Here is a 26,995-nt window from a genome sequence, read left to right on the forward strand (position 1 = left end):
GGAAGAGAATTTATGATTAAAGTAGCGCCTTCAATTTTAAGTGCCGATTACGTGAACTTACAACCAGATATCGAAAAGGTGGACCAAGCAGGAGCCGAAGTCTTACACATCGATATCATGGACGGCAACTTCGTCCCAGCACTGTCTTACGGTCCCGGCTGGGTCAAGGCCATTCGTCCCATCACTAAGATGGTCTTAGACGTACACATGATGGTCCAAAACCCAGAACGTTACGTTGAAGACTTTGCCAAGGCCGGCGCCGACATCATCGGTGTGCACGTCGAAGCGACGCCGCACATTCACCGGGCCTTACAAATGATTCAAAACGCTGGCGCAACGCCAGAAGTTGTCATCAACCCGGGGACGCCCGTTGCCATGATCGAACCGGTCTTGGACATGGTCGGCCAAGTCTTAGTGATGACGGTCAACCCTGGCTTTGGTGGTCAGAAGTTCTTACACAGCACGGTCGCTAAGATCGCCGAACTGGATGCCATCAAGAAGGCCAAGGGTTACGACTTTGATATCGAAGTCGATGGTGGGGTCAACGATCAAACCGTTGTTGACTGCGCAAACGCCGGTGCCACGGTTGCTGTAGCTGGTTCATACGTCTTCAACGCCGACGACCCAGCTGCGCGGATTCAAGCCCTGAAGGACGCGACAAAATAATGCCCCGGGGCGGAACGTTTAATCTGTTAGTGGGGGGCCCTAAGGCCAATTGGCCGGCGGACCTCACTGAGAAAATCGTTGGCCCCTGGATTGGCGTTGATCGAGGGACCCTGCGGTTGATCGAACACAATGTACAACCGGTGGCGGCCATTGGGGATTTCGATTCTCTGGCGGCCCCAGAACTGCAACGGGTCCGGCGCAATGTCAAAGATATTCGGCAGTCGCAACCCGAAAAAGATTTTACTGATACGCAGATGGCGGTGTCCGTGGCCTTTGGGGACTACGGCGCCGAACAAGTCGATATTTACGGGGCCACGGGTGGTCGCCTCGACCACTTTTTAGCGAACCTGTTTATCGTTTTGGAGCCCCAGTACAAGCGTTATGCCAACCGCATTCGCTTGATCGACAAGCAAAACACGATTTCGTTTTACCTGCCGGGGCACTATCAGCTACGTAAAGAACCGGATAAAAATTATCTGGCCTTTATCCCACTGACGTCCATCGACCATCTGAGTTTGTTAGATGAAAAATATCAGCTCCATGACGAACCGATTCCTTATCCCATCTCATTAGCCAGCAATGAATTTACGGGCGAGACGGGGGAATTTCAGTTCGACACCGGGGTATTGTGTGTGATTCAAAGCTGCGATACCTACGAAGCGCGGCATGAATAGCCACAAAAAAGCGTCACGATGATCCGGTGGGGATGGTCGTGACGCTTTTTTAGCTGGGCGAAGTGAGGTACCGAGGCCAGCAAAGTTGGCGGTCTTCTGGTAAACTGTCTTATGGAAGAGATGGTTGATTTGTTTAACCAATGAGTGACTAGATACGAAAAATTAAAGGAAATTTTGCTATGGGCAAATAAAAAAGCACCGACCAGCAAGACTGGTTAGTGCTCTTAAGATTATCGTGTCTGTTAACTAGACGCGAGTGACCTTGCCTGATTTCAAAGTCCGAGCTGAAACCCAGACCTTCTTTGGCTTACCGTCCACTAAGATGCGAACCTTTTGCAAGTTCGGCTTCCAAGCGCGACGACTTGAATTCAAAGCGTGAGAACGCTTGTTACCGAAGCGCGTCCGCTTACCGTTGATAAAATCCTTTGCCATGGCGTAAACCCTCCTTTATGGATTCATTACTTTTAAAAAGCAGTGCTTTTTACTCACCTGACTAATTTACCATACTCTTTTGTCGAACGCAATGTTTTCTTTCAAGTAATTTTGCTTGACACTTATTTACCGTCAGAACACGCATTTTGGTCTTCCTATTTCTATTTTTGCGTGGGTTGTGGTAAGATTAATTTCTGTTAAGATTCTATTTCCAGACAAGGAGGCTATTTCCATGGCCGTTAAGATTAAGACTCAGTACGGAACAATTGATATTACCAATGAAGTAATTGCGACCGTAGTTGGGGGTGCCGCGACTGATAATTATGGTGTCGTGGGCATGGCAAGTAAGAATCAGATTCGTGACAATGTTAATGACATTTTACGACGGGAAAATTATGCCCGTGGGGTGGTCGTTCGCCAAGAAGAAAATGGCGTGGCCATCGACGTGTACATTATTGCCAGCTATGGCACGAAGATTTCCGAAGTGTCTCGTAGCGTGCAAGCCAAAGTCAAATATAACCTGGAAACCATGCTGGGGGTTACCGCAAACTCAGTCAATGTGATTGTCCAAGGGGTGCGGGTGTTGGCTGATTAGCCAGACGTACTGAAATCAAGGAGGAAACTTAGTTGAAAGTAACAGAAATTACTAATCTTGAGTTTGGTAAGATGGTCCAAGCCGCCTCGCAAAAGCTAAACCAAAACGCTGATTTTATCAATTCACTCAATGTCTTCCCAGTCCCAGATGGGGATACGGGAACCAACATGAGCTTGTCGCTACAAAGCGGGGCCAAATACGAACGCGATGCGGATAGCACGGCGGTCGGGGTCTTAGCCGTAGCCTTGGCTAAAGGCTTACTGATGGGTGCCCGGGGAAACTCCGGGGTCATCTTGTCCCAAATTTTCCGCGGTTTTTCTAAAAAGTTGGCCGACAAATCAGTTTTGACCGCTCAAGATTTAGCGGATGGCTTCGCAGCTGGCGCAGAAACGGCCTATAAGGCGGTTATGAAGCCAACCGAGGGAACTATCCTCACGGTGGTCCGTGAAGGGGCTCAGGCCGGTTTAAATGCCGCTAAGGAATCCGACGACGTGTTGGTCGTGATGGATGCCGTGTTTGAGGCCGCTAAAGCTGCTTTGGCCAAGACACCAGATCTTCTGCCCGTCTTGAAGCAAGTCGGCGTGGTCGATTCCGGTGGCCAAGGGTTGACCTTTGTGCTGGAAGCCTTTAATGATTCACTGAACGGTCGCGTGGCCGAAGAAGGCGACTACCAACCAGACAACGCCGAAATGGATGAAATGATCGAAGCTACCCACCACCAAAGTGTGCAAGGCAAGCTCGATCCTGACAGCATTAAGTACGGTTACTGTACTGAAATCATGGTCCGCATTGGCCGTGGCAAGCAAGTCAAGCATGACTTTGACTACGATACCTTCTACAACTACCTGGCCGGCCTCGGTGACTCGTTGCTGGTCGTGAACGACGAAGAGATCGTCAAGGTCCACGTCCACACGGAACATCCGGGCAAGGTCATTGCCTGGGGCCAAGAATTTGGTGACCTGGCCAAGGTCAAGGTCGACAACATGCGGATGCAACAAGAAACCATCATGGAACACGACGAGGAGTCCGGTAACGCGCCCGTTGCTGCGGCAACTGACGAAGCACCCGCTGACACGGCGATCATTGCGATTGCGGCCGGCGAAGGCTTAGGCACGTTATTTAAGAGTCTGGGCGTGACGCACGTCGTCAACGGGGGTCAGACCATGAACCCTAGCACCCAAGATATTGTGGACGCCATCAACCAAAGCCAGGCCAAGCGCGCGATTGTGTTGCCCAACAACAAGAACATCTTCTTAGCTGCCGAACAAGCCGCTAAGGTTGCGGATATTCCGGCCGTAATCGTTCACTCGAAGACGGTTTCCCAAGGGATGACCGCGATGCTCGGGTACAATCCGGACGCCGAATTGGACGAAAACCAATCGGCCATGGAAGACAATTTGAGCGCCGTGAAGAGTGGGCAAGTTACCCACGCCATTCGCGACACCCAGCTTGATGGCTTTGACATCAAGGAAGGCAACTACATGGGCATCGTCGACGGCACCATCAAGGTGACCGACGCCGATCTCTTGACGACCGCCGTGGCGACCGTTAAGGCCATGTTAGATGATGATAGTGAAATTATTACGATTATTTATGGTGCCGATACGACGGCTGAAGTGGCTGAACAGCTGCAACAACAGGTCGCTGCATTGGATGACGACTTAGAAACAGAAGTTCATGAAGGGGACCAACCGGTTTACCCATTCTTGATCTCGGTTGAATAACCGGTAAACGAAAAAAGATTGGGCTGACTGTCCAGTCTTTTTTTCGCTATCTAACTGACGGGAGGGAACAAAATGACAAGTTTAAGTGACAGCGTGGCAGCCTTGCCGGGAGTCGGTCCCAAGCGGGTTCAGGCATTAAACAGCCTAGAGATTGAAAATATCAATGACCTTTTGACGTACTTTCCCTTCCGTTACGAAGATCTGCAGGCCAAGGACCCCGCGGAATTGACCGACCAGGCCAAGGTCACGTTGAAGGGAACCGTGGCCGGAGCGGCCGTCTTGACGCGGTTTGGCCGCAAGAAAAATCGGCTGAATTTTCGGTTGTTGTTGGATGAACACACCGTGATTCCAGTGACGTTTTTCAATCAACCCTGGTTGAAGGACAAGCTAGAAGTCGGCAACGAAATCGTGGTCTACGGCAGGTTCGACGCGAAACGCCAATCGCTGGCGGGGATGAAAATTTTGGCCAGTGCCGACAGTGGCATGGGGTCGATCTACCCGGCCAATAAGGAGATTCGTCAGGGCACGATTCAAAAATTGGTGACGTCGGCCTACGAGACCTATGCGCCAGTGATCGTCGACCTGATTCCCGAGCCGTTGCGCGAGCAGTACCGCCTGTTACACCGCAAGCAGATGATCCACGACATGCATTTTCCGGCGGATGGGGCGGCGGCTCAGGCAGCCCGGCGAACGGCCAAATTTGAGGAGTTTTACCTGTTTGAGTTGCGTCTGCAAATCGTGCGTCAACAAGACCATACGCTTCATGGCCAAGCGCTGCATTATGATTTGCCCAAGCTCAAGGCCTTCATCGACTCGCTGCCCTATGAATTGACCGGTGCACAAAAACGGGTCGTCAACGAGATCTGTTTTGACTTGAAACGGCCGGTCCACATGAATCGCCTGTTACAGGGAGATGTTGGTAGTGGGAAGACCGTGGTCGCCGCCATCGCTATGTATGCCGCGATTACGGCTGGGGCTCAGGCGGCCTTAATGGCGCCTACGGAAATCCTGGCTGAGCAGCACGCCAACAATTTGGCCAAGCTGTTCGCCGATTTTCCCGTCAATGTGGCTTTACTGACGGGAGCGACCAAAGCCAGCGCCCGCAAGACGTTATTGCCGCAGATTGCCAAGGGCGGTGTGGACCTGTTGATCGGGACGCACGCCTTGATTCAGCCGGAAGTGACCTATCACCGGCTGGGATTAGCCGTGATCGATGAGCAACACCGCTTTGGAGTCAACCAACGCCAAGCCTTGCGCGAAAAGGGCCAACAGCCCGACGTCTTGGCGATGACGGCCACGCCGATTCCCCGGACCCTGGCCATCACGGCCTACGGTGAAATGGACGTGTCGGTCATCAACGAACTGCCGGCCGGGCGTCAACCCATCAAGACCACCTGGATTCGCAGCAATCAGGTCGACGCCACACTGCGGCAGGTCAAGGCGGAATTGAGCACCGGGTCGCAGGCCTACGTTGTCACGCCCTTGATCGAAGAGTCGGAGGCCGTGGACATGAAAAATGCCGAGGCCATTTACGCCCGCTTCAAAGAAGAGTTCGAACCCGACTACAAGGTCGGCCTTTTGCACGGGCGCATGAAGGACGATGAGAAAAACGCCATCATGGCAGCCTTTAAGGCCAACGAATTTCAAGTCCTGGTCGCCACGACGGTTATCGAAGTCGGGGTCGACGTGCCCAACGCTACGTTGATGATGATCTATGACGCCGACCACTTTGGCTTGGCGCAACTTCACCAGTTGCGTGGCCGGGTCGGTCGGGGCACACGGGCCTCGGCCTGCATTTTGATTGCGGACCCCAAGAATCAACTGGCCGTGGAACGGATGACGACCATGACCAGTACCAACGATGGCTTCGTGTTATCGCAAAAGGATTTGGAATTACGAGGCCCAGGTGATATTCTAGGAAGAAAGCAATCCGGGGTGCCCGACTTCAAGGTGGGCGATCCCGTGGCGGACCTAAACATCTTGAGCGCTGCCCAACAGGCGGCTAAGGAAACGGTGGCCGCGCCGGATTGGGCCGACAAGGACGCCAACCTGGCCCTCGCCGCCTTCCTCAGCACCACCGCCCACCAGAACACGACTATGGACTAGGCAGTGGTGTGCTTGGCTGGCCGCTTTGCCGTTCCGCGAAACTAGGCTGGAACGCTGGGGGAGGACGGTCCGAGCCAAAAAGCGGTCTCGGACCTTGCTTTGAGCCGAAGAACACGTCTCAAAGACACCAACTTGCCAGCAAAGTACGCTGACAAGTTCCCCGGCTGAGCCTAGTTTCGCTCCACTCACGGCTGACGTGGTGGAGGTCCGCAACTATTAGTTGTGAATCATGGTTGTGTTTAGGGCTCACCGATGCGGGTTGTCCGCGATGCCGTGTTGGAGTTGATTTCCAATTGTTACTGAGCCGAAGACCACGGCATAAATGTCCCAGTTCTACACTCACGGTTGAAATGGGTACTGTCAGCGGTGCTGTACTTTGGTGGTTATTTTTAACCGTTGTGGCGGTTGAACCACCATCGTAGCCGTGAGTCCGCTAAGTGAACGCCCGTGACTGAGCCCACATTTGCTGAACTATCGGCTATGGTGGTGGGGGCCTGGCTACCCATTCGTGTTCGTTGGGCGGTAGCAACCGCTCGGCTTTACTGGTAGATATTGGTTTAAGTCAGTATTACTGGCAAGCACAATCTAAGCCGAGAGTGAAGTGAAATCTAGGCTCAGCCGGGGAATTTCGTCGTGTTTTTTGCGACGAAATTGGTGACTTTGAGACAGTGAATTTCTGGCTCAAAGCAAGCACCGAGACCGGGCCTTGGCTCGGGGCGGTCCTTCCCCAGCGTTCCAGCCTAGAATTTCACGTAACGGCAGGCGACCAGCTCCCACCAATCCCGTCAGCCATTTAAAAAATAAGTAAACCAAAAATACCGTCTGAGCACGTAGACGTGATGCAAAGGAAGGGTACTCATGAAAATTGCCGTAGACGCAATGGGTGGCGATTACGCCCCCGCAGAAATCGTTAAGGGCATCGAATTGGCCCGGGATGCTTACCCGGACCTGGAATTTTTACTCTATGGTCAAGAAGAACAGGTCAAGCCCCTGCTGCAGGACAGCACGCGCATTGAATTGATCTCCGCACCAGAGGTCATTGCCATGGAAGACGAACCGGTGCGGGCCGTTCGTCGCAAGAAACAATCCAGCATCGTACTGGCTGCTACGGCCGTACGCGAGGGCCAAGCCGACGCCTTCTTTTCGGCCGGCAATACCGGGGCGGTGTTGGCCGCGGGATTGCTGATCGTTGGCCGCATCAAGGGGATCGATCGGCCCGGCTTGACCACGACGTTGCCCGTCTTGCGCAAGCCGGACCAATCCAGCTTCGTCATGTTAGACGTGGGCGCTAACGCCGACACCAAGCCCTTTAACGTGGTCCAATACGCCATCATGGGGCAGTATTACGCCCAATCCGTGATGCACGTGTCAAATCCGCGCGTCGGCCTTTTGAACAACGGGACCGAAGCCGACAAAGGCGACAAGGCGCACCGGGCCATTCACGACGCCTTGTCAGCGATGGACGAAATCAATTTTGTCGGTAATGTTGAATCACGTGAACTGTTAAATGGGGCCGCTGACGTGGTGGTGACCGATGGCTTTACCGGTAACGCTACGCTCAAGGCCATTGAAGGCACGGCGCTGTCCATGTTGAAGCTGATCAAGGGCGAGATCATGAGTGGCGGCCTCGGGGGTAAGTTGGGGGCGGGACTCTTAAAACCTGTCTTCAAAAATGTCCAAAGCGCCATGGATTACTCACAGTACGGTGGGGCGGTCTTGCTGGGCTTGAAGGCGCCCGTGGTCAAGACGCACGGGTCGACCAAGGCACCGACCGTGAAAAACACGATTGGCCAGATTCGCGAATTGCTCGCCAGCAAGAGTGCCGACCAGTTAGTCACGTATTTTGCCGAACACGGCGACCAGATGGCGGCCCTGAAGGAATCTCTGAAGTAGCCGGCTATAATGAATTTGCGTAAAATCTTCAACCGGGGGTCCACGCACATAATGGGCTAGACAAGGACTGGCAAAACGGTTAGACTACTTATTGAATACTGTGAGTGAGGGATTACAATGACAAAAGCAGAAATTTTTGACAAAATTGCGGACATCATCGCCGACCGGTTTGAAACGGACCGCGACGCCATCAACGACCAACTGAACTTCAAACAGGACCTGGACGCCGACTCCATTGATTTCGTGGAATTTGTGTTGGAACTGGAAGACACGTTTGGCGCTGAGATTTCCGATGAAGACGCTGAAAAGCTGAACACGATTGGCGAAGTCGTTGATTACATCGACGCTCACCAAAACCAAGAAAAATAACCACTGAGCGAGTCCGGGCCGTCGATTACTACGTCCCGGGCTCTTTCACGCTTTACCCCACCCAACGAAGTGAAAATTTTGCCGCATTTTGACGTGGATTGGGTCGGGTTCAGGTATAATAGGTCTGTGTGTCTAAAATCAGACGAGAAAGTTTGCCAGTTACCAAGCAGATTAGAGCAGAAATGAGGGAATTAGCGCGTGATTGTTGGATTAAATCAAGAGTTAGCAGAAAATTTTGATATTCATTTTAAAGATCAATCGTTGTTAGACGAAGCGTTTACCCAAGCTTCGTACGTGAACGAACACCCCAATCAGGGGTTGAAATTTTACGAGCGCATCGAATTCTTAGGGGATGCCGTGATGCAGTTGGTCGTGTCTAACTACATTTTCCGGCGTTATCCCAAGATGCCGCAGGGCCGGTTGACGCGGCTGCGGGCCGCTATGGTCAATGAACAGAGCTTTGCCAGTTTTGCTCGCGAATGCCATTTTGACAAGTACATTCGCTTGGGCAAGGGTGAAGAAAAGGCACAAGCCCGCCAACGAGACTCATTGTTGTGTGACATCTTTGAGTCGTTCATCGGGGCCTTGTACATGGATCAAGGCTTGGATAAGGTCGTTTCGTTCGTTACCAAGGTCGTCTTCCCTAAGCTAGATGAGGGCCGCTTTGACGAATTCTTTGACCACAAGACGGAGCTGCAGGAATTGGTCCAACAAAACGGACCGGTCGACATCGACTACCGGCTGCTCGACGAAGAGGGTCCCGACAATGACCGGGCCTTCAAGGTTGCCGTCTACGTGGATGACAAGCTATTGGGCGAGGGCCACGGCCACTCGAAGAAACACGCGGAACAAAATGCCGCGCGCCACGCGTTGGCGAATTTGAAAGAAGAGTAAGGATGACTAACGATGCGGTTAAAGACATTAGAAATTAGCGGGTTCAAGTCCTTTGCGGATAAAACCCGGATTGACTTTTTGCCGGGGATGACTGGCATCGTCGGCCCAAATGGGAGCGGTAAGAGTAACATTTCCGAAGCCGTTCGGTGGGTCTTGGGGGAACAATCTGCCAAAAGTCTGCGGGGCAGTAAGATGCCCGACGTGATCTTTGCGGGTTCGGCCGACCGGCACCCGTTGAATCGGGCGGCCGTGTCGATCACGCTGGATAACAGTGATCACTATTTAAAAAGCGACTACACGGAGCTGACCATTAGCCGGATTCTCTACCGGTCGGGTGATTCGGATTACCAGCTGAACGGGCAGAGTTGCCGGCTCAAGGATATTACGGAACTCCTGATGGATTCGGGGATGGGGCAAGACTCCTTCTCCATCATTTCACAGGGGCGCGTCGAGGCCATTTTCAACAGTAAGCCCGAAGACCGGCGCAATATCATTGAGGAAGTCGCTGGCGTTTACAAGTACCGCAAGCACAAGGAAAAGGCCCAACGTGAGCTGGACGACACTATGGCGTATCTCCACCGGGTCGAAGACATCATCGCGGAGCTGGAAGGCCGCGTGCAACCGCTAGAAGAGCAGAGCAACCTGGCACAAGATTATTTGGATCAGCAGCAAAAGTTTGCCCGGTTGGACCGGACGCAATTGGTCCGCCAGCTCCACACTGAAATGACGCAGAAGCAAACGGCTGACGAGCAGGTCACCGCCAAGCAACAACAGGTGGTCCAGCATCAAGCGGCTGAAAAGGACCAGACCAAAACAGTCACGGCCTTAAAACGCCAACAGACCGAGTTACTGGCCCAAAAAGATGATCTGCAAGATCAACTGGTTCAGGCCACGCAACAAGTCGAGCAGCGTCAAGGGCAGGTCAACTTGTCCGGCGAACAACAGAAACACCAAGACGAACAACGCCAACAACTTCAAGACCAATTGGCGGCACTCAAGACGCAACTGACGGCCAACCAGGACGCCTTGGCGCAGGCCCAGGCATCCGTGGATGAACTGGCCGCGGCGATGAAGACGGCCAAACGCGAAGCCAAAGAACTGACGGCCGCCACGGATCCGCAGACGATTGCGGCTCTGCGCCAACAGTTGGAAGACCAGCGGGCCACTTATTTTGACCAGAAGCAGGCCGTCGCTAACTGGCGCAATCAACGTCAATATTTACAACAGAACCAAGAGCGCCTGCAGCAACAAGGCAAGCGTGTCGCCGAACAATTGGCCACACTGCAGGAACAGGCACAAACGGCCCAACAAACCGTCGCAAAATTGGATCAGCAAGCCACGACCCAAAAGACGGCCCTGAACCAAGCCGAACAGGCCCTCGATACCGAGGCCGGCGCGTACCAACAACACCAGCGCCAGTACCAAACCTTGCAGCACAATTGGCAAGCGGCCCTTGAGGTCTACCAACGGGCGCAGACCAAGGCGGCCAGTCAACAGGCGTCTTCCGCCGAATACGGGGGGTTCTATCAAGGCGTGCGGGCCATCTTGAAGCAGCGCGACCATTTCCGGGGCTTACTCGGGGCGGTCTCCGAACTGCTGACGGTACCCGAGCGCTACACCACCGCGGTGGAATACGCCTTGGGTGGCCAATTGCAACAGGTTGTGGTCGATGATGAAACCACGGCCAAGGCCGCGGTCGGCTATTTACGCGAACACCGTGCTGGGCGGGCGACCTTCCTGCCGTTAAGCACGATCCGCGGTCGGCAAGTGGACCACCAAACGTTGCAACAGGTCCGCAGTCTGGCCGGTTTCTTAGGAGTCGGGAGTGAGCTGGTCAAAATCGATCCAGCCGCCACGCCGATTTTAGGCCATCTCTTAGGGACCACGCTCTTTGCGGCGAACCTGGAGACGGCCGTGGCCATCAGCCAGCGCATCCACCACCGCTACCGGGTCGTGAGCCTGGCCGGCGACGTGGTCAGCGCTAGCGGGGCCATCACCGGGGGACAAACGCGCCAGAACCACAGTAGCGTGCTCCGTCAGCAACAAGAGCTCCAGCAATTGCAGGCCAACATTGCCCAGATGCAGCAGTCCTTGACCGCTCAGGAAGCCAAGATCAAGGCACAACGGGCGGCTCTGGCGGCCAGTGAGCAAAAGAGTCAACAGTTGCAGAGCACCATCAATGAATTACAGCCAAAATGTCGACAATTAGACGACCAACTGGCCGGTGCCAAGACGACGCTGGAGCAGGCCAATCGGCAGGTCAAGGCCGCTGAACTCGAAATCCAGCAGGCCCAGGCCAGCGATGCCGACGACCAAAGCAGTCAGTTGGCTCAGCAGATCAAGGCGGGGGAAGCCCAAGTTGCCGACACGGAACAGGCCATCGCTGATTTACAACAAAAGATCAGTATGGTCACGGCCGAGCAGTCGCAAAAACAAGCGGCCCTGACGGCTAAGCAAACGTGGCTGGCCGGTGCCAAGGAACGTCATCAGCAACACCAAGCCACGGTAGCGGGCCTGCAGACTGACATTACTGCCGGTCAACAGCAGGTCACGACCGTTTCCGACCAGTTGGCCGCCTTGACCCAACAAACGGCCCTGACGCCGGCTGCGGCCAAGCAACAGTTGGCTCAGGCGCAATCCGACCGGCAACAGGTCCAAACCACGTTGACGGCGACCGATGAACAGTTGACCACGGTCAATGATCAGTTAGCCCAAGCCGAAACGGCCAATCAACGAACCAGCGGGTTATTGCAGCTGGCCAACGACGATTTCCAGGCCGCCCAGGTCCAACAGACCCGCTTGGCTGCGTTGATTGATCAGCAGCAAAACCAGTTGGCCGAGAAGTATCAGTTGAGCTTAGCAGCCGCGGAACAAGACGTCAGTGATTTGCCGGCTGACGAACTGGCCGTGCAGTTGAAGCTCTTGAAGAAGGGCTTAGACGAGATTGGGGCGGTCAACGTGAACGCCATCGACGAGTATCGCGAGGTCAAGGAACGCTATGACTTCTTGACCCAGCAACGCGACGATCTGGTCACGGCTAAGGAGCAGTTGACGACCACCATGACCGAACTTGATGGTCAGGTCAAGCGGCGGTTCAAGGACAGTTTCGATCAGGTCGCAGCGAAATTCACCGCCACGTTCAAGCAGATGTTTGGCGGCGGTAAGGCCGAACTGGTGTTGACCGATCCGCACGATCTGTTGACGACCGGCGTGGACATCATGGCCCAGCCACCAGGCAAGAAGTTCCAAAACATGGGCTTACTTTCCGGGGGCGAACGGGCATTGACGGCCATCACGCTGTTGTTTGCCATCTTACAGGTCCAACCCGTACCATTCTGTATTTTAGATGAGGTGGAAGCGGCGCTCGACCCGGCCAACGTGACTCGGTTTGCCCGCTACATCCACCAGTTTCAAGATCAGACCCAATTTATCGTGATCACTCACCGCAAGGAAACCATGGTCCAGGCCGATATCCTTTACGGCGTCACAATGCAAGAATCCGGCGTCTCAAAAATGGTCGCCGTTGATTTGGACCAAGAAACCACTCAGGAAAGGAAGCAATCCTAATGGGATTATTTGATATTTTTCGTCGGCGTGCCAAAAAGGAACCGACCAGCACGGCGCCGGCTAGTAGCGCGGCCGCTGAAGAAGCGACTACTAGCAGTGCTGCACCCGTTGCCAGCAGTGCGGCGGCCAGTGAGGCGCCTAGCAGTGCTGCCAGTAGCGCTGCACTGGAATCCGGCGCCCAATCAGTTGCCAGTGCGGCCCCGTCACAGGCCCCGGTAGCGCCAGCTTCAAGTGCCGCGCCATCGTCCGCCGCAGAAGCACCGGTTGCTGAAAAGAGTACGGCGGCCTCTGTGGCCCCGGCAACCAGCGAGGCAGCAACCAGTGAAGCCGCCGCTGTGGCTCCGGAAGCCGCGCCAGCCTCGGTCGCCAGTGAAGCACCGGTTACCGAGGAAAGTGCCGCGCCGGTGAGTTCGGCAGCTGCCAGTGTGGCCACAGAACCTGCTTCGGTGGCACCGACCAGTGTCGCCCCGGAAGCTGCACCGTCTAGCGCAGCCGCGACGTCCGCCGCTGAGGCAACGCCGGTTGCACCTAGCTCGGCAACACCAGTTGAAGACTCAGTCGACACACCGACTGCTCCCGCAGAAAAGACGGATGAGCAGCTCTACGACAAGGGATTGGAGAAGACCCGGACCACGTTTGGACAGAAGTTAAACGCCTTGCTGGCGAACTTCCGGCACGTGGATGAGAGCTTCTTCGATGATTTGGAAGAAACGCTGATCGGCGCCGACGTGGGCTTTGACATGGCCGTGGAACTCAGTGACGAGTTGCGCGACGAGGTCAAGCTGCAAAACGCCAAGAAGTCCGCGGACGTGCAAAACGTGGTGGTCGAAAAGCTGGTTGAGATTTACGACGAAGCCGGCAATAACGAAAGCACCGCGTTGAACATGGCTACTACCGGCCCGACCGTGATCCTGTTCGTTGGGGTCAACGGTGTCGGCAAGACCACGACCATTGGGAAAATGGCCAACCGTTACCATCAAGCGGGCAAGAAGGTCTTGTTGGCCGCTGCCGACACGTTCAGAGCCGGAGCGACCGAGCAACTGGACGTCTGGGCCAAGCGCGCCGACGTGGACATCGTGACCGGTAAGCCGCAATCGGATCCAGCCGCGGTAGTCTTTGACGCCGTGCAAAAGGCGAAGAAAGAAGACTACGACATTCTCTTCGTCGATACGGCCGGCCGGCTGCAAAACAAGGTCAACCTGATGAACGAGTTGGAAAAGATGAAACGGATCATCACGCGCGAGATTCCGGATGCACCGCATGAAGTCCTGTTGGTCTTGGATGCGACGACCGGACAAAATGCCTTGACGCAAGCCAAGTTGTTTAAGGAATCCACGGACGTCACCGGGATCGTCTTGACCAAGCTGGACGGGACCGCTCGTGGGGGGATCGTCCTGGCCATTCGCAATGAGCTCCACGTGCCGGTGAAGTTCATCGGTCTGGGCGAACAAATTTCAGATCTCCGGCCATTTGACCCGAACGAATTCGTTTACGGGTTGTTCAAGGGCTTAATTGATGTGAATGCTTTAGAGAAAAAGGCTTAATCTTTTAGGGGAAGCGACCAACGCGGTTATTGGCGGGTGGTCGCTTTTTTCGTTGATGTGGCGGATACCGCTTCTAGCGCACGCAGGCGGCCGGCAAGCACTATGCCAACCGATTTCCCGTTTACCGGTAAAATCAGCGAAAAAAATTGACGAAACCGCGAAAAATCGGTATTCTGGTAGAGTGTGACATGAACTGGAGGACTCGCAATGGAAATTGAAAAAAATTATCGGATTAATTCCTTATTTGCGTTCTACCAGCCGCTACTGACCGCAAAACAGAATAATTATATGCAGCTGTACTACGGTGATGACTATTCCTTAGGTGAAATTGCGGAGGAATTTAACGTGAGTCGGCAGGCTGTTTACGACAACCTCCGCCGCACGGAAAAGATTCTGGAAGATTATGAAGCCAAGTTGCATCTCTATCAAGAATTTACGGCCCGCAACGCACAGGCTGATGAAATTCAGGCCTACGTGGCGGCCAATTACCCACAGGATGCCAAGTTAAATCGCTTGGTTGCGGGACTCGAAAATCTAGAAGAACAATGAAAGTTAGGTGGCAATACGAATGGCGTTTGAAGGATTAACTGAACGACTACAAAACGCAATGCGCAAGCTTCGGGGCAAAGGAAAAGTCTCCGAAAGTGACCTGCGCGAAACGATGCGAGAGATTCGACTCGCCTTACTGGAAGCCGACGTTAACTTTACGGTGGTCAAGGACTTTGTCAAGCAGGTCCGCGACCGCGCAATGGGCGCCGACGTTTTAGAAGGGTTGAACCCCGCTCAACAAATCGTCAAGATCGTTGACGAAGAGTTGACCAAGACCATGGGGGACGAAGCCGTTCCGCTCAACAAGTCCGCTAAGATTCCGACAATCATCATGATGGTTGGGCTCCAAGGGGCCGGGAAAACGACGACGGCCGGCAAACTGGCCTTGAAGTTAAAAAATGAGGAAAACGCGCGTCCCTTAATGATTGCGGGCGACGTTTACCGGCCAGCCGCCATCGACCAATTGGTCCAAGTGGCTGCCGGCATTGACGTTCCCGTCTTTCAACTGGGGACCGATGTGGATCCCGTGGAAATTGTTCGCCAAGGGTTAGCCCAAGCGGAAAAGGACCACAACGATTATGTCATCATTGATACCGCCGGGCGCCTGCAGATCGACGAACAGTTGATGGACGAACTGGCGAACATCAAAGAATTGGCCCACCCCGATGAAATCCTTTTGACGGTCGATGCCATGACTGGGCAAAACGCCGTGGCCACTGCCGAAGGGTTCAACGGCAAGCTTGACGTGACGGGGGTCGTTTTGACCAAGTTGGATGGCGATACCCGTGGTGGGGCCGCTTTGTCGATTCGTTCCGTCACTGGTAAACCCATCAAGTTCATCGGGCAAGGCGAAAAGATGACCGATTTGGACGTCTTCCACCCTGACCGGATGGCGTCACGGATCCTGGGGATGGGTGACATGCTCTCCCTGATCGAAAAGACCCAAAAGGAATACGACGAGAAGCAAGCCAAGGAATTGACCGAAAAAATCCAGGAAAATTCTTTTGACTTCAACGACTTCTTGGACCAGATCGAACAGATTCAAAAGATGGGGCCCATGGATGAATTGATGAAGATGATCCCGGGGATGGCCAATAATCCGGCGTTGAAGAACGCTCAGGTCGACCCCAAGGATATGAACCACTTGAAGGCCGTCGTGTACTCGATGACCCCCCAGGAACGGACCAATCCCGACGTGTTGAATCCTTCACGGCGGCGACGCATTGCGGCTGGTTCCGGGCGTCCGATTCATGAAGTGAACCGTATGATCAAGCAGTTCAACCAGATGAAGAAAATGATGAACCAAGTCTCCAAGGGCAACATGTCCGGCATGGAGCAACTCATGGGCAACGCTGGCATGGGTGGCGGTATCGGTGGTCGGATGCAAAAGATGGCCATGAACCGGATGACGCGGCAAATGAAGAAGAATAAAAAGAAACGTCTAAAGCGCAAGAAGCGGCGGTAGTCGTAAAAAAAGAATGGGCTAAAGAGGCTGCCTTTTAGCGCACGTTTACGGCTCTGTCCGTGCTGAAAAATGGCAGGCAATTAAACAGTTGAACCGGTTAGCTTCCCGTTACCCCCACTTGTGAATTTAGCAAAAACTTACTAATACCATTAACTTTTTGATGGCTTTTGGGTAGACGCCGCGCAATTTATCCGGTATACTACCCCTAAAGCAACCATAAGGGAGTAACTAGCAGAATGTTTCTGCGACAATACCCGTCAGCAAGATGCTTTTGACCCGTCAGTGGGGTCAATCCGGGATTGTCTTAAATAGTGAGACTTATGTGTGAGCACAATTATTTGTGTGCACGCGTAAGTCTCTTTTTTGACCCCTGAATGGTTGAAGATGGGCTACACGGCACATCATAGGAGGAAAGCACTAATGGCCAAAATACCGTTTTATCAGGAAACCGTCGAAGCGCTGTATCAACAGTTGCAGACGGGGGAACAGGGATTGAGTGCGGCGACTGCGCAAGAACGCCTCGTCCAAAACGGACGCAACGCTTTGAATCAACAAAAGACGACCTCGTTGCTGCAAAAGTTCATTGCCCAGTTCAAGGACTTTATGATCATCGTTTTACTGGTCGCCGCTTTGATTGCCGGGCTGACCGGAGAAGTTGTCGACGCCGTGATCATCTTGATCGTGGTGGTCTTAAACGCCGTCTTCGGGGTTTTTCAGGAGGCCAAGGCCGAAGAAGCCATCAATGCCTTAAAGGAAATGTCGGCGCCCAACGCCACGATTCGCCGTGACGGTCAGGTCATGACGGTCAAGAGCGACGAGCTGGTCGTGGGCGATATCGTCTTGTTAGAGGCCGGTGATATTATCCCTGCCGACTTGCGGTTGATCGACGTGGCCTCACTGAAGGTCGAAGAATCCGCGTTGACCGGGGAGTCCGTGCCGGTTGAAAAGGCGGCGGGGACCCTGACCGGTAGCGACCTGCCGATTGGGGACCGCCACAACATGGCCTTTATGAATTCTAACGTCACCTATGGTCGGGCAACCGGGGTCGTGGTGGCCACGGGGATGCAAACGGAGGTTGGTCGCATTGCTGGCATGATCGAAGCCGCAGACGAGACGACCACGCCACTGCAGGCCAACTTGACGCAATTAGGCAAGTCGTTGACCATTTTAATTCTCGTGATTGCGGCCATCGTCTTTGGGATGGGCATGTGGCGGCAGGCCGAGAGTCTGATCGACATGCTGTTAACGGCGATTTCCTTGGCCGTGGCGGCCATTCCAGAAGGCCTGCCCGCCATCGTGACCATCACCCTGGCGCTGGGAACCCAACGGATGGCCAAGCGCCACGCCATCGTCCGCAAGTTACCGGCCGTGGAAACGCTGGGCAGTACCGACATCATCGCCTCGGATAAGACCGGGACGTTGACGCAAAATAAGATGACTGTGGAAAAGGTGTACCAGAACCTGCAACTGGTCGACGCTCACACGGTTGATTTTGACCCAGAGAATCGCTTAGCGCAGGTCATGATTTTGAGTAACGATACCAAGGTGACCCCAGACGGCTTGGCCGGTGACCCGACCGAAACGGCGTTGGTCCAGTACCAGTTGGACCGGCAATATCCAGTCGAACAGACGCTGACGGCCATGCCCCGAGTCGCCGAGATCCCGTTTGATTCCGAACGGAAGTTGATGTCTACGGTCCACCCATTAGCCGACGGTCGTTTTCTGATCGCCGTGAAGGGGGCGCCGGACGAACTGCTTAAGCGCGTCACCCGTCTGGCGCAAGCAGATGGGGTGGTCCCGTTAAGCGATAACGACCGCCAAGAGATCTTAACCACCAACCACGACATGGCCGTGCAGGCGTTGCGGGTCTTGGCGTTTGCCTACCGCATCGTAGACCAAGTGCCTAGCAATATGACCAGTCAGGCTGTGGAAAATGACCTGATCTTGGCCGGGATGGTCGGGATGATCGACCCCGAACGGCCGGAAGTGGCCCAGGCCGTGGCGGATGCTAAATCTGCCGGGATTCGGCCAATGATGATCACCGGGGACCACCGGGATACGGCGGCGGCCATTGCGGCACGACTGGGTATCATTGAGAAGGGTGAGACGGCTTCGGTCATTACCGGGGCTGAACTGGATGCCATGGACGACGCCACGTTTGCCAAGAAGGTCAGTGATTACGCCGTTTACGCCCGGGTCGCGCCTGAGCACAAGGTCCGTATCGTCAACGCTTGGCAAAAACGCGGGAAGGTCGTGGCCATGACCGGCGACGGGGTCAACGATGCCCCCGCCCTCAAGGCCGCCGACATTGGTATTGGGATGGGGATCACCGGGACCGAGGTCTCCAAGGGGGCCAGTGATATGGTCTTAGCCGATGATAATTTCTCCACCATCGTGGTAGCCGTTGAAGAGGGACGGAAGGTCTTTGCCAACATCCAAAAGGCCATCCAGTACCTGTTGTCCGCCAACTTGGGGGAAGTCCTCACGCTGTTCATGATGACCATGCTGGGGTGGCAGATCTTGGCGCCAGTCCACATCTTATGGATCAACCTGGTGACCGATACCTTACCAGCGATTGCGCTGGGGGTTGAGCCTATGGAGCGTAACATCATGAAACAACCACCCCGGGGGCGGCAGTCGAACTTCTTTTCCGGCGGTGTCTTGGGCGGCATCATCTATCAAGGCCTGCTGGAAGGGGGCATTACCCTGTTCGTCTACTGGCTGGCCATCACGTACCCCGTGCACACCACCAGTAGCTTGATGCACGCCGATGCCTTGACCATGGCGTTTGCAACGTTGGGACTGATTCAGTTGTTCCACGCCTTTAACTCCAAGTCAATTCACGGGTCGATCTTTACCGTCGGCTTATTTAAGAATAAATTCTTCAACTGGGCCATCCTGATTGCCTTTGCCTTACTGGCAATGACGATTCTGGTCCCTGGCTTAAACAGCATGTTCCACGTGGCTCATTTGGATGCGTTCCAATGGGGCATCGTCTTGGCGGCATCACTGATGATGATCGTCATTGTGGAAATTGTTAAATTCTTCCAGCGTCGCATGTTAAAATAAGACTAACTTGCGAGCTAAGAGTGGGACGAAGGGCGGCTGCCCTTTGGCGCACGTTTCGACTATCTGAAGTTAGTGAACAAGAGTTTGGATGTTTTGTCCAAGCTCTTTCTTATTAGGTAAAAAGGAGGAATCGTGCATGGCACTAACGTATCAAGCGTGTTTACAGGCGACTGAGGTGGTCCTGGCCAGTGGCGCCGTGCCCACCATCGTGGGGGAAGCCGGCATTGGCAAGTCCGCGCTGGTCGCCGAATTGGCACAGCGGCGGCAAGCCAAGCTATTCACGACCGTGGTCAGTCTGGTCGAAAAAGGTGACCTGGTTATTCCAGTACCGCCGTTGACCAGCGACTCGTTCGTCCAAACGGCCCAGTACGGCTCACTGGCCGACGTGCAGTTTGGCTATTCCCATACGTTGGTGGCGATGGTGCGCTATGCCGAAGCCCATCCGGATCAAGAGATCATTTGGTTTCTAGACGAATTCAACCGGGGCACCCAGGCCGTGCAAAGCGAGCTGATGAACCTGGTCTTGCAACGACAGATCAATACGTTGACGCTCCCGCCGCAGGTCCACTTGATTCTGGCGGAAAATCCGGACGCCACGATGGCCGGGTTTGAACAGAGCCATTACGGGGTGACCCCGGGGGATGCGGCCATTGCCGATCGGACGACTCGTCTGATTTTGCAGGCTGATACGCCGACTTGGTTGACCTGGGCGACGGCGACCGTGGATGGACATCCCCGGATCGACCCACTGGTCACGACGTATCTGCGCGACCATCCGGACGATTTACAGGTCACGGCGACGGCCAACGCCGTGGATGATGACCTCCAGCCGACGCCACGGGCCTGGGAACGGGTCTCGCGGGCAATCCGCGAATTGACCCGCCAACAGCTGTGGGGCCAAACGGCGGTGGTGACCGCTTTGATGCAGGGCAATTTGGGCGTGAGCGTGGGGAGCGCATTTGCGAGTGCCCTCTTACGCCAACACCCAGGGCTTACGGTGGAACAGGCCTTCAGTGCTCCAGACGCTGTCACGACGCTTCGGGCCTTAACGCCCGCCCAGCAGCAGATGATTTTACAAAATTGCCTGGCAGCCGAAGATTGGCCGCTGACCACGGCTACCACGGCCGCGCGGTTCGGTGAGCTGTTGGCGGTTTGCCCGCCGGACGGTCAGTTTGCGATTGCCCAACGCCTGGCCGATCAGGCGCACGTTTTAGAGGACTTAGACGCAGTGCAAGCCGAGCGGCCGGCCGTGGCGCAGCTGTATCAGCAGTTGACCCTGATCGGCAAACGTAGTAGTGAAATCGAGGTGTAGCCCATGACCAGTTTGACAGGTGACCTTGAGCGCTTGCGGCAAGCGGGCACCACGGACCAGCCGCAACTGGCCCAAACGCTGTATCGCCATAGCGTATTGTATCTGTTGCAGCACGACCCGTTTTACGGCCACGTCCTCAGTCGATTGAATGTGACGGTCACGGCGCCGTTACAACGCGCCCCACTAGGACTGGTCCCGACGGCGCGTGAGTGGCAACTGCAAGTCCAGCCCCAGGTCTTGGCCCAGACCGATTGGACGGGCGCACAGTTCTTGGCCATGTTACGCCACACGGTCTTACACCTGCTGTGGCGTCACCCGCAACGCTATGCGACGGCCGTGCAGACCGTAGCGCAGGCGGGCTTGGTCCGTTGGGCGACGGATGCGGCCGTCAATGACTATTTGACCGATTTGCCGCACAATGCCGTGACCAGTCGGCGACTAGGCGAGTTGTTAAAAGCACCCGTGGCCCCACGCCAGGATTCGGCGGTCTATTTGCGACAATTGCGTCGCTGGCAGGCACAACAGGACGCGACCGATCAGTCACTGGCACCAGGGGGTCCCGCCGGTGTTGACACCGCGCCTGTAGCCGATGGTCATGTGGGCTGGCAAACAGCCACCGACGCGGCCGCGGAGACGCGCGAACAGTGGCGGACCCAACTCTTTCAAACCGTGGCGTCAACGTTATCTGCCAAGCAACGCGGGACGTTACCGGGGCACGTACAGGCCGCCTTACAGCCGGTCATGGCGCGCCCGATGCTCGATTGGCGGGCGGTGTTAAAACGCGGTCTCGGTCAGGTGCCGGCCGGACGACAAGCCGCTTATGGCCGCTTCAATCGCCGCCAGCCCGTGCGCATGGAGCTTCCCGGCAATATCGTGCGGACCTGGCAGCGCGTGGCGGTGTTTGTTGATGAGTCGGGTTCGATGGGCAATCAAGAAATCAGCTATCTGTTGGGGCAAATGGCCACGTCATTGGCCGTTTATCCGGCGCAGGTGACCGTTTACCCGTTTGATACGACCGTGGATGAGGCGGCCAGTTTTCGCCTGGAGAAGCGACCTCAGCACCTCTCACGCACGGGTGGTGGGGGTACGCGATTCCAGGCGGTATTTGACCGGCTCCCCCGGCTACTGGCAGGCAGCGACCAGCCCTTGGTCGTGATCTTGACGGATGGCTACGGTGAGGAGCGCGTCCAGTCCACGTTGCCGGTGACGGTGGTGTGGTTACTGACCAGTCCCGTGGCTGAATTTTCCGTGGTTAATGCCCCAGGGACCGTCGTGAGCCTAACGACAGATCCGCAGTGGCAAGCTTTAAGGAGGACTCGTAGATGACCTTAACACCCAGTGAATTACGATCATTACTCAAACAAGATGCGGCCTTTCGCAACGCCCGGGCCATTTTGACCGACGAGTGGGCCGCACGCGCAGCAGAAAACCCGTTGTTTCAGGCGCCAATGACGATTGCGGATCTTAAATTCGCTTTGGACCTGCAAGCGGCGGGGGTGGCTGACAGCGCCGTTGACTTTACGGATTATGCGGCGGTGCAGGCGTGGATCGGGGCACATCGGCAGTCATTAACGCCGAACGATATTGCCTGGTTGCAACGGAATTTTGAATAATTTCAAGGTGTAAAGAAAAAACCCTTTACATCATATCCAGAAACTGGTATATTATTACACGTTGAAAGAAATACAGGAGGTGTCTACATGTCAGTTAAGATTCGTTTAAAGCGGATGGGTTCTAAGAAGCGCCCATTCTACCGGGTCGTGGTTGCCGATTCACGGAGCCCTCGTGATGGTCGGTTCATCGAACAAGTTGGGACCTACAACCCAGTTACCCAACCTGCCCAAGTGACGTTAAAGGAAGAATCTATCTTGAACTGGTTGAACAATGGTGCTCAACCTTCAGATACGGTTAAGACTTTGCTCTCTAACGCAGGGATCATGAAGCAATACCACGAAGCTAAGTACACTAAAAAGTAGTGATTAGCAATGACCGATTTTAAGGCATTAATTCTAGCGATTGTTAGCCCCCTCGTGGAGCATCCCGACGACTTGGTGGTCACACCGGTCGAAACGGAGCGCTTCTACGAATATCGGTTAGCCGTTCACCCCGATGACGTCGGACGGGTGATCGGTAAACAAGGCCGTGTCGCACAGGCTATCCGGACGATTGTCTATAGCGTGCGTGTGCAAGGCAACAAACGGGTCCGGCTCATCATTGATGACCGCCCAGCAAAGAAACTCGAGTGAGGCGGCAACGTTTCCTCGAGTTTTTTGTGACCACTAAATACGAAATTTTAAATAAATTACGATGACAAAAGGAGGCACCAAGATGGCTTATTATACGGTCGGTACCATCGTCAACACCCACGGCATTAAAGGCGAGGTCCGCGTCATTGCGACCACGGACTTTCCCGAGAGTCGCTTTGCGGTCGGTTCCACGCTGTATGCCTTTCAAAAGGGCCAGACCCAGCCAACGCAGCTGACGGTCGCCACGATGCGCAAACACAAGAATTTTTATCTGTTGGGCTTCGTGGACAAGCCGTCGATCAACGACGTGGAGATCTACAAGCAAAGCACGCTCAAGGTTACGGACAACGAATTGGCAGCTAGCGACCTGCAGCCGGGTGAATATTACTACCACCAAATCGTGGGCTTACAGGTCGTGACGGTTGATGGTGAAAAATTGGGCGAGATCAAGGAGATCTTGTCGCCGGGGGCCAATGACGTGTGGGTCGTGGCGCGGCCGGGCAAGGACGACTTGCTGCTGCCGAAAATCGATGACGTGGTCAAAAAGGTTGATTTGGACGCCGGTCAGGTCACGGTCGAATTAATGGAGGGACTCGAGTAATGCGAATCGATGTGTTAAGTTTATTTCCCGATATGTTTTCCGGGCCGATGCACGACTCGATCGTCGGTAAAGCCATTGAAAATGGGCATCTGACCATGCCCGTGACTAATTTCCGCGATTACTCGACCAACAAACACGGCAACGTGGACGACTATCCCTTTGGCGGGGGCGCGGGGATGCTGTTACAGCCACAACCCATTTTCGATGCGCTCAAGGCCACCGAAGAACAGGCCGCCGCAGAGGGGTTGCCCAAGGGCCGGGTCATCTTGTTGGATCCCGCTGGGGTGACCTTTGATCAGCACGTCGCCGAGGAATTTGCCCACGAAGAACATCTGACCTTCCTGTGTGGCCATTATGAGGGCTATGACGAGCGGATTCGGACGCTGGTGACGGATGAGGTCTCCTTGGGCGACTTCGTCTTAACGGGCGGCGAATTGGCGTCTATGGTGATGATCGATGCGACGGTGCGGCTCTTGCCTGGGGTCTTGGGCAACGCGGAGTCGGCGCCGGGCGATTCGTTCTCGTCGGGCCTGCTGGAGTACCCACAATACACGCGGCCAGCTGAGTTCCGGGGGATGAAGGTGCCGGATGTCTTGATCAGCGGCAACCACGGCAAAATCGACGAGTGGCGGCAAAAAGAGGCATTGCGGCGGACTTACTTGCGGCGGCCAGACCTGATCGACCATCACAAATTGACCGCCCAACAGAAGCATTTATTGGCTGACGTGCGGATCGAAGAAGAGGAACGCCAGGCCGCTGAACAGGAGTCAAGAAAATAACCTTTACAGGCATTTTTAGATATGGTACACTTACTTTTGGCTGTTTAGCCACAGAAACAACATTCCGCTGTCGAATCTGAGAATGAATGTTGGCGAAAGGATAGAATAGATTATGCGCCAAAACAATTTAATTGCTAAGATCAACCAAGAACAATTACGGGACGATGTACCAGACTTCCGTGCCGGAGACACTGTTCGGGTTCACGCCCGGATCGTCGAAGGTACCCGCGAACGTATCCAGTTGTTCGAAGGTGTCGTTATCAAGCGTAAGGGTGCTGGCATCCAAGCAACTTACACGGTACGCAAGATCAGTAACGGTGTCGGTGTGGAACGGATCTTCCCATTACACTCCCCACGTGTTGCTAAGATTGACGTTATTCGTCAAGGTCGTGTACGTCGTGCTAAGCTCTACTACCTCCGTGAACTTAACGGTAAGGCAGCGCGGATCCCAGAACGCCGTCGCAACTAGTTTGCACTTTAAAGGCCAATCACTTCGGTGGTTGGTTTTTTTTGTGCGAAAAAATTGACGCTTTTACCCTAATTACAGTTAAAGTGACAGACTATGGCACCCACATTTTGTATACTAACTCTGGTTACTATTGGTAGCCGATTAAAAATGTATCGCTGAAAAGGAGAGAAGCGGAATGCCAAAGCGAATTAAACAGAGTCTTTTGCTGATAATGAGTTTGTTTGTGGGGACAGTAATTGGGCTATCAATGCTGTCGACAGCCAATGCCAGACGCATGAATTACACACGGGCAACGCCAGTAAAGTCGCGAGGAATCTGGTATAGTCGTAGACCCTATGTGCATTATGAAAAACTCATCATTAGAAAACATGCGGTTACCTGGTATCAAAAAGACAAGCGTTCAGAAGTTTGGAAAAAGACCCGGCATTTGCAAAACAAGCAACTCTTTGTTTTGCATGATCGGCTGAAAGTTGGCAAGCATCAGAAAGCAATTTTTGGATTTTATTCAGCCAATCAAGATGATGCCGACTTTAATTACTTGACCACAAAACGGATCAAAGGAAAGAAAGTTCGCGTGATGAAAAATGTTAACGGCGGAACATTCTATCATTCATGGAAGCACGTCAGATAGCATAGAACTTTGTGGCGAGAAATTGATGTAGAAAAGCGGCATCGACTGTTGAAATTTCAAAAAATGTTTTTTTCTAAGTTAATGATCAGCGTTTAAAAAAGGCCAGTATGCTGGCTCATAGATTCAAGCTGTTCAAAGCTAAAAAATCACGCGCACATGCAAAAGAATGGCGCGTGATTTTTTTGAACTGATTTTAGTTAAGCCAACGACGGAACCTGCTTGCCCACCGCATGCCTGGCAACGGCCTGTGCTAGAATTAGCGCCAAAAGAGGGGGTCATCGTGATGGTAAAGGTAAATCTGCGTCGCTGGAGCCTGGAAGGGCTGATCAGTTTGGTGGTCACCGCCGGCTTATTATCGATCATCATTTCGTCGGCCAATGCCTGGATGCATATGGGCCGGGCGTCGGTTATGGATCTCCGGGTCTTTGGCCTGGCCTTTTACCAACTCACCCGTACGGCCGGTCAAGTGAGTGGCCAAACGCTAAATCAAGGGATGGGAGCGGTGTGGTTGGGCGGTAGTCTGTTGTTATTTGGCCTGCTGGAAGCCCGACACCACCTGATTCCTTAGGTCTCGTCGTCATAGACCTTTTCGTGAAAGAGGGTCGTTAACATGGTCTCATATTGTTTGGCCATCAGCGGGGTCGTAGCCGTTTCGACTTGGGTGCTTAGAATCGCGAGCAAGTGATAATCGTTGGCTAGCATGTAGTGGGAGTTGTGCTCGCTGGCAAAGGCGATGCCCTGATTCAGGTAGGTGGCCGCAATCGCTGAGTCACCGAGCTTTTCGTGAGCGAAGGCGGCTAGGTAAAACAGACAGTTGAGATTTTCCTCGTAGGGTGTTTCGTCCAGATAGGCCAGTGCTGCTTGAATCGCGGTCGTGGCCGTTTGGCGTTGCGTTTCTTGGGCGGCGACTAGCCCCAGTGAGCCGTAACACAGCCGCGTCAACGCGGTGGGCCGTTTCGTGGCTGCGCTGGCCAAGGCCAAGCGGAAGTTTTGTTGAGCGGCGGTCAGGCTCCCCAATTGATAGTCGGTGACGCCCAGGTAATAGTAATACGCCTGCGTTTGGTCGGCTGTTTCAATGGCAGAGAGCACGGCTTCACCGTTGAGGTAGTCGCGTAATTGGCGGTACTCGTGTTGCCGACACAGCGTGCTGACGTGCGCATTAAAATTGTCCCGGCCACTGACGGCAAAGTCTGCGGCCAACGTGATGTCGTTGAGACTGATCTGCAGTCGCTGGCACAGGTGGATCAACAATTTGGCATTGGGCATCGTCTGCCCGTTTTCAATTGCCGACAGCATTGACTGCGCACAAATTCCTGTGGCCACTGCCTGTTGTGACAGGTGCTGCTGCAGGCGCGTTTCCTTTAAAATGGTCCCCAACTGATTGTCCATGTTCGTCCCCCCTAAGTTACC

25 protein-coding genes are annotated in these 26,995 nt (G+C 54.3%); 23 read left to right on the forward strand and 2 right to left on the reverse strand.

Going from position 1 to position 26,995, the window contains the following annotated elements:
* The first annotated feature begins 12 nt into the window (after positions 1-12).
* Both rpe and LKH74_RS00660 read left to right on the forward strand, forming a co-directional pair.
* On the forward strand, positions 13-666 hold the full coding sequence (rpe, locus tag LKH74_RS00655; protein WP_135367930.1) for a ribulose-phosphate 3-epimerase: 654 nt from the start codon (positions 13-15) through the stop codon (positions 664-666).
* The gene (locus LKH74_RS00660; RefSeq protein WP_135367929.1) at positions 666-1,340 is read left to right on the forward strand and encodes a thiamine diphosphokinase; all 675 of its coding nucleotides are present in this window, start codon (positions 666-668) and stop codon (positions 1,338-1,340) included. Before rpe ends, LKH74_RS00660 begins: the two co-directional genes overlap by 1 nt.
* A 246-nt stretch (positions 1,341-1,586) precedes the next feature.
* On the opposite strand, the gene rpmB is transcribed toward LKH74_RS00660, so the two are convergent.
* Positions 1,587-1,772 (reverse strand): 50S ribosomal protein L28, encoded by a 186-nt coding sequence (gene rpmB, locus LKH74_RS00665; protein ID WP_125575175.1) that lies wholly within the window; start codon positions 1,770-1,772, stop codon positions 1,587-1,589.
* A gap of 232 nt (positions 1,773-2,004) precedes the next feature.
* On the opposite strand from rpmB, the gene LKH74_RS00670 reads away from it, so the two are divergent.
* The 21 genes from LKH74_RS00670 to LKH74_RS00770 all read left to right on the forward strand — a co-directional run bounded on the left by LKH74_RS00670 (position 2,005) and on the right by LKH74_RS00770 (position 26,153).
* A complete protein-coding gene (locus tag LKH74_RS00670) occupies positions 2,005-2,367 on the forward strand; it encodes an Asp23/Gls24 family envelope stress response protein (RefSeq protein ID WP_135369007.1) in 363 nt (120 codons plus the stop codon).
* A gap of 32 nt (positions 2,368-2,399) precedes the next feature.
* Positions 2,400-4,091 carry a DAK2 domain-containing protein gene (locus tag LKH74_RS00675; protein WP_287707991.1) on the forward strand — a complete coding sequence of 564 codons (1,692 nt, stop codon included), beginning with the start codon at positions 2,400-2,402 and terminating at the stop codon, positions 4,089-4,091.
* A gap of 72 nt (positions 4,092-4,163) precedes the next feature.
* Positions 4,164-6,197 (forward strand): ATP-dependent DNA helicase RecG, encoded by a 2,034-nt coding sequence (gene recG, locus LKH74_RS00680; RefSeq protein WP_135369009.1) that lies wholly within the window; start codon positions 4,164-4,166, stop codon positions 6,195-6,197.
* Between the two features lie 858 nt (positions 6,198-7,055).
* Complete coding sequence (gene plsX / locus LKH74_RS00685; RefSeq protein ID WP_287707990.1) at positions 7,056-8,090, forward strand: phosphate acyltransferase PlsX; 1,035 nt, start codon at positions 7,056-7,058, stop codon at positions 8,088-8,090.
* Between the two features lie 117 nt (positions 8,091-8,207).
* Positions 8,208-8,459, forward strand: coding sequence for an acyl carrier protein (gene acpP, locus LKH74_RS00690; RefSeq protein ID WP_125575170.1), 252 nt, complete (start codon positions 8,208-8,210; stop codon positions 8,457-8,459).
* A 198-nt stretch (positions 8,460-8,657) separates the two neighbouring features.
* On the forward strand, positions 8,658-9,353 hold the full coding sequence (gene rnc, locus LKH74_RS00695) for a ribonuclease III (protein WP_287707989.1): 696 nt from the start codon (positions 8,658-8,660) through the stop codon (positions 9,351-9,353).
* Between the two features lie 12 nt (positions 9,354-9,365).
* Entirely contained in the window at positions 9,366-12,920 is a 3,555-nt protein-coding gene (gene smc, locus LKH74_RS00700; protein ID WP_287707987.1) for a chromosome segregation protein SMC, read from the forward strand.
* Entirely contained in the window at positions 12,920-14,464 is a 1,545-nt protein-coding gene (gene ftsY, locus LKH74_RS00705) for a signal recognition particle-docking protein FtsY (protein WP_287707985.1), read from the forward strand. The genes smc and ftsY overlap by 1 nt, the downstream gene beginning before the upstream one ends.
* Positions 14,465-14,671: 207 nt before the next feature.
* On the forward strand, positions 14,672-15,013 hold the full coding sequence (locus LKH74_RS00710) for a putative DNA-binding protein (protein WP_125575166.1): 342 nt from the start codon (positions 14,672-14,674) through the stop codon (positions 15,011-15,013).
* Positions 15,014-15,032: 19 nt separating this feature from the next.
* Entirely contained in the window at positions 15,033-16,478 is a 1,446-nt protein-coding gene (gene ffh, locus LKH74_RS00715) for a signal recognition particle protein (protein ID WP_135368627.1), read from the forward strand.
* A gap of 420 nt (positions 16,479-16,898) precedes the next feature.
* A complete protein-coding gene (locus tag LKH74_RS00720) occupies positions 16,899-19,547 on the forward strand; it encodes a cation-translocating P-type ATPase (protein WP_287707984.1) in 2,649 nt (882 codons plus the stop codon).
* Positions 19,548-19,683: 136 nt separating this feature from the next.
* Complete coding sequence (locus tag LKH74_RS00725) at positions 19,684-20,859, forward strand: AAA family ATPase (protein WP_287707983.1); 1,176 nt, start codon at positions 19,684-19,686, stop codon at positions 20,857-20,859.
* Positions 20,860-20,862: 3 nt separating this feature from the next.
* Positions 20,863-22,185: a vWA domain-containing protein gene (locus LKH74_RS00730; RefSeq protein WP_287707982.1), complete on the forward strand. Its 1,323-nt coding sequence runs from the start codon at positions 20,863-20,865 to the stop codon at positions 22,183-22,185.
* On the forward strand, positions 22,182-22,472 hold the full coding sequence (locus LKH74_RS00735) for a hypothetical protein (protein WP_287707980.1): 291 nt from the start codon (positions 22,182-22,184) through the stop codon (positions 22,470-22,472). Before LKH74_RS00730 ends, LKH74_RS00735 begins: the two co-directional genes overlap by 4 nt.
* Before the next feature lie 87 nt (positions 22,473-22,559).
* Entirely contained in the window at positions 22,560-22,835 is a 276-nt protein-coding gene (rpsP, locus tag LKH74_RS00740) for a 30S ribosomal protein S16 (RefSeq protein WP_024525325.1), read from the forward strand.
* A gap of 9 nt (positions 22,836-22,844) precedes the next feature.
* Entirely contained in the window at positions 22,845-23,105 is a 261-nt protein-coding gene (locus LKH74_RS00745; protein WP_135368632.1) for a KH domain-containing protein, read from the forward strand.
* A gap of 82 nt (positions 23,106-23,187) precedes the next feature.
* Entirely contained in the window at positions 23,188-23,706 is a 519-nt protein-coding gene (gene rimM, locus LKH74_RS00750; RefSeq protein WP_135368633.1) for a ribosome maturation factor RimM, read from the forward strand.
* Positions 23,706-24,485 carry a tRNA (guanosine(37)-N1)-methyltransferase TrmD gene (gene trmD, locus LKH74_RS00755; protein ID WP_135368634.1) on the forward strand — a complete coding sequence of 260 codons (780 nt, stop codon included), beginning with the start codon at positions 23,706-23,708 and terminating at the stop codon, positions 24,483-24,485. Before rimM ends, trmD begins: the two co-directional genes overlap by 1 nt.
* A 112-nt stretch (positions 24,486-24,597) precedes the next feature.
* The gene (gene rplS / locus LKH74_RS00760) at positions 24,598-24,954 is read left to right on the forward strand and encodes a 50S ribosomal protein L19 (protein ID WP_048736156.1); all 357 of its coding nucleotides are present in this window, start codon (positions 24,598-24,600) and stop codon (positions 24,952-24,954) included.
* A gap of 175 nt (positions 24,955-25,129) precedes the next feature.
* Positions 25,130-25,585 (forward strand): hypothetical protein, encoded by a 456-nt coding sequence (locus tag LKH74_RS00765; protein WP_287707979.1) that lies wholly within the window; start codon positions 25,130-25,132, stop codon positions 25,583-25,585.
* A 283-nt stretch (positions 25,586-25,868) separates the two neighbouring features.
* Entirely contained in the window at positions 25,869-26,153 is a 285-nt protein-coding gene (locus LKH74_RS00770) for an LlsX family protein (RefSeq protein WP_287707978.1), read from the forward strand.
* Here the strand turns inward: LKH74_RS00770 and LKH74_RS00775 are convergent.
* Positions 26,150-26,974 (reverse strand): helix-turn-helix domain-containing protein, encoded by an 825-nt coding sequence (locus LKH74_RS00775; RefSeq protein WP_287707977.1) that lies wholly within the window; start codon positions 26,972-26,974, stop codon positions 26,150-26,152. The genes LKH74_RS00770 and LKH74_RS00775 overlap by 4 nt on opposite strands.
* Positions 26,975-26,995: the final 21 nt, after the last annotated feature.

The sequence above is a fragment of the Levilactobacillus sp. genome (genome assembly GCF_022646225.1).
Classification (GTDB): domain Bacteria; phylum Bacillota; class Bacilli; order Lactobacillales; family Lactobacillaceae; genus Levilactobacillus; species Levilactobacillus suantsaiihabitans.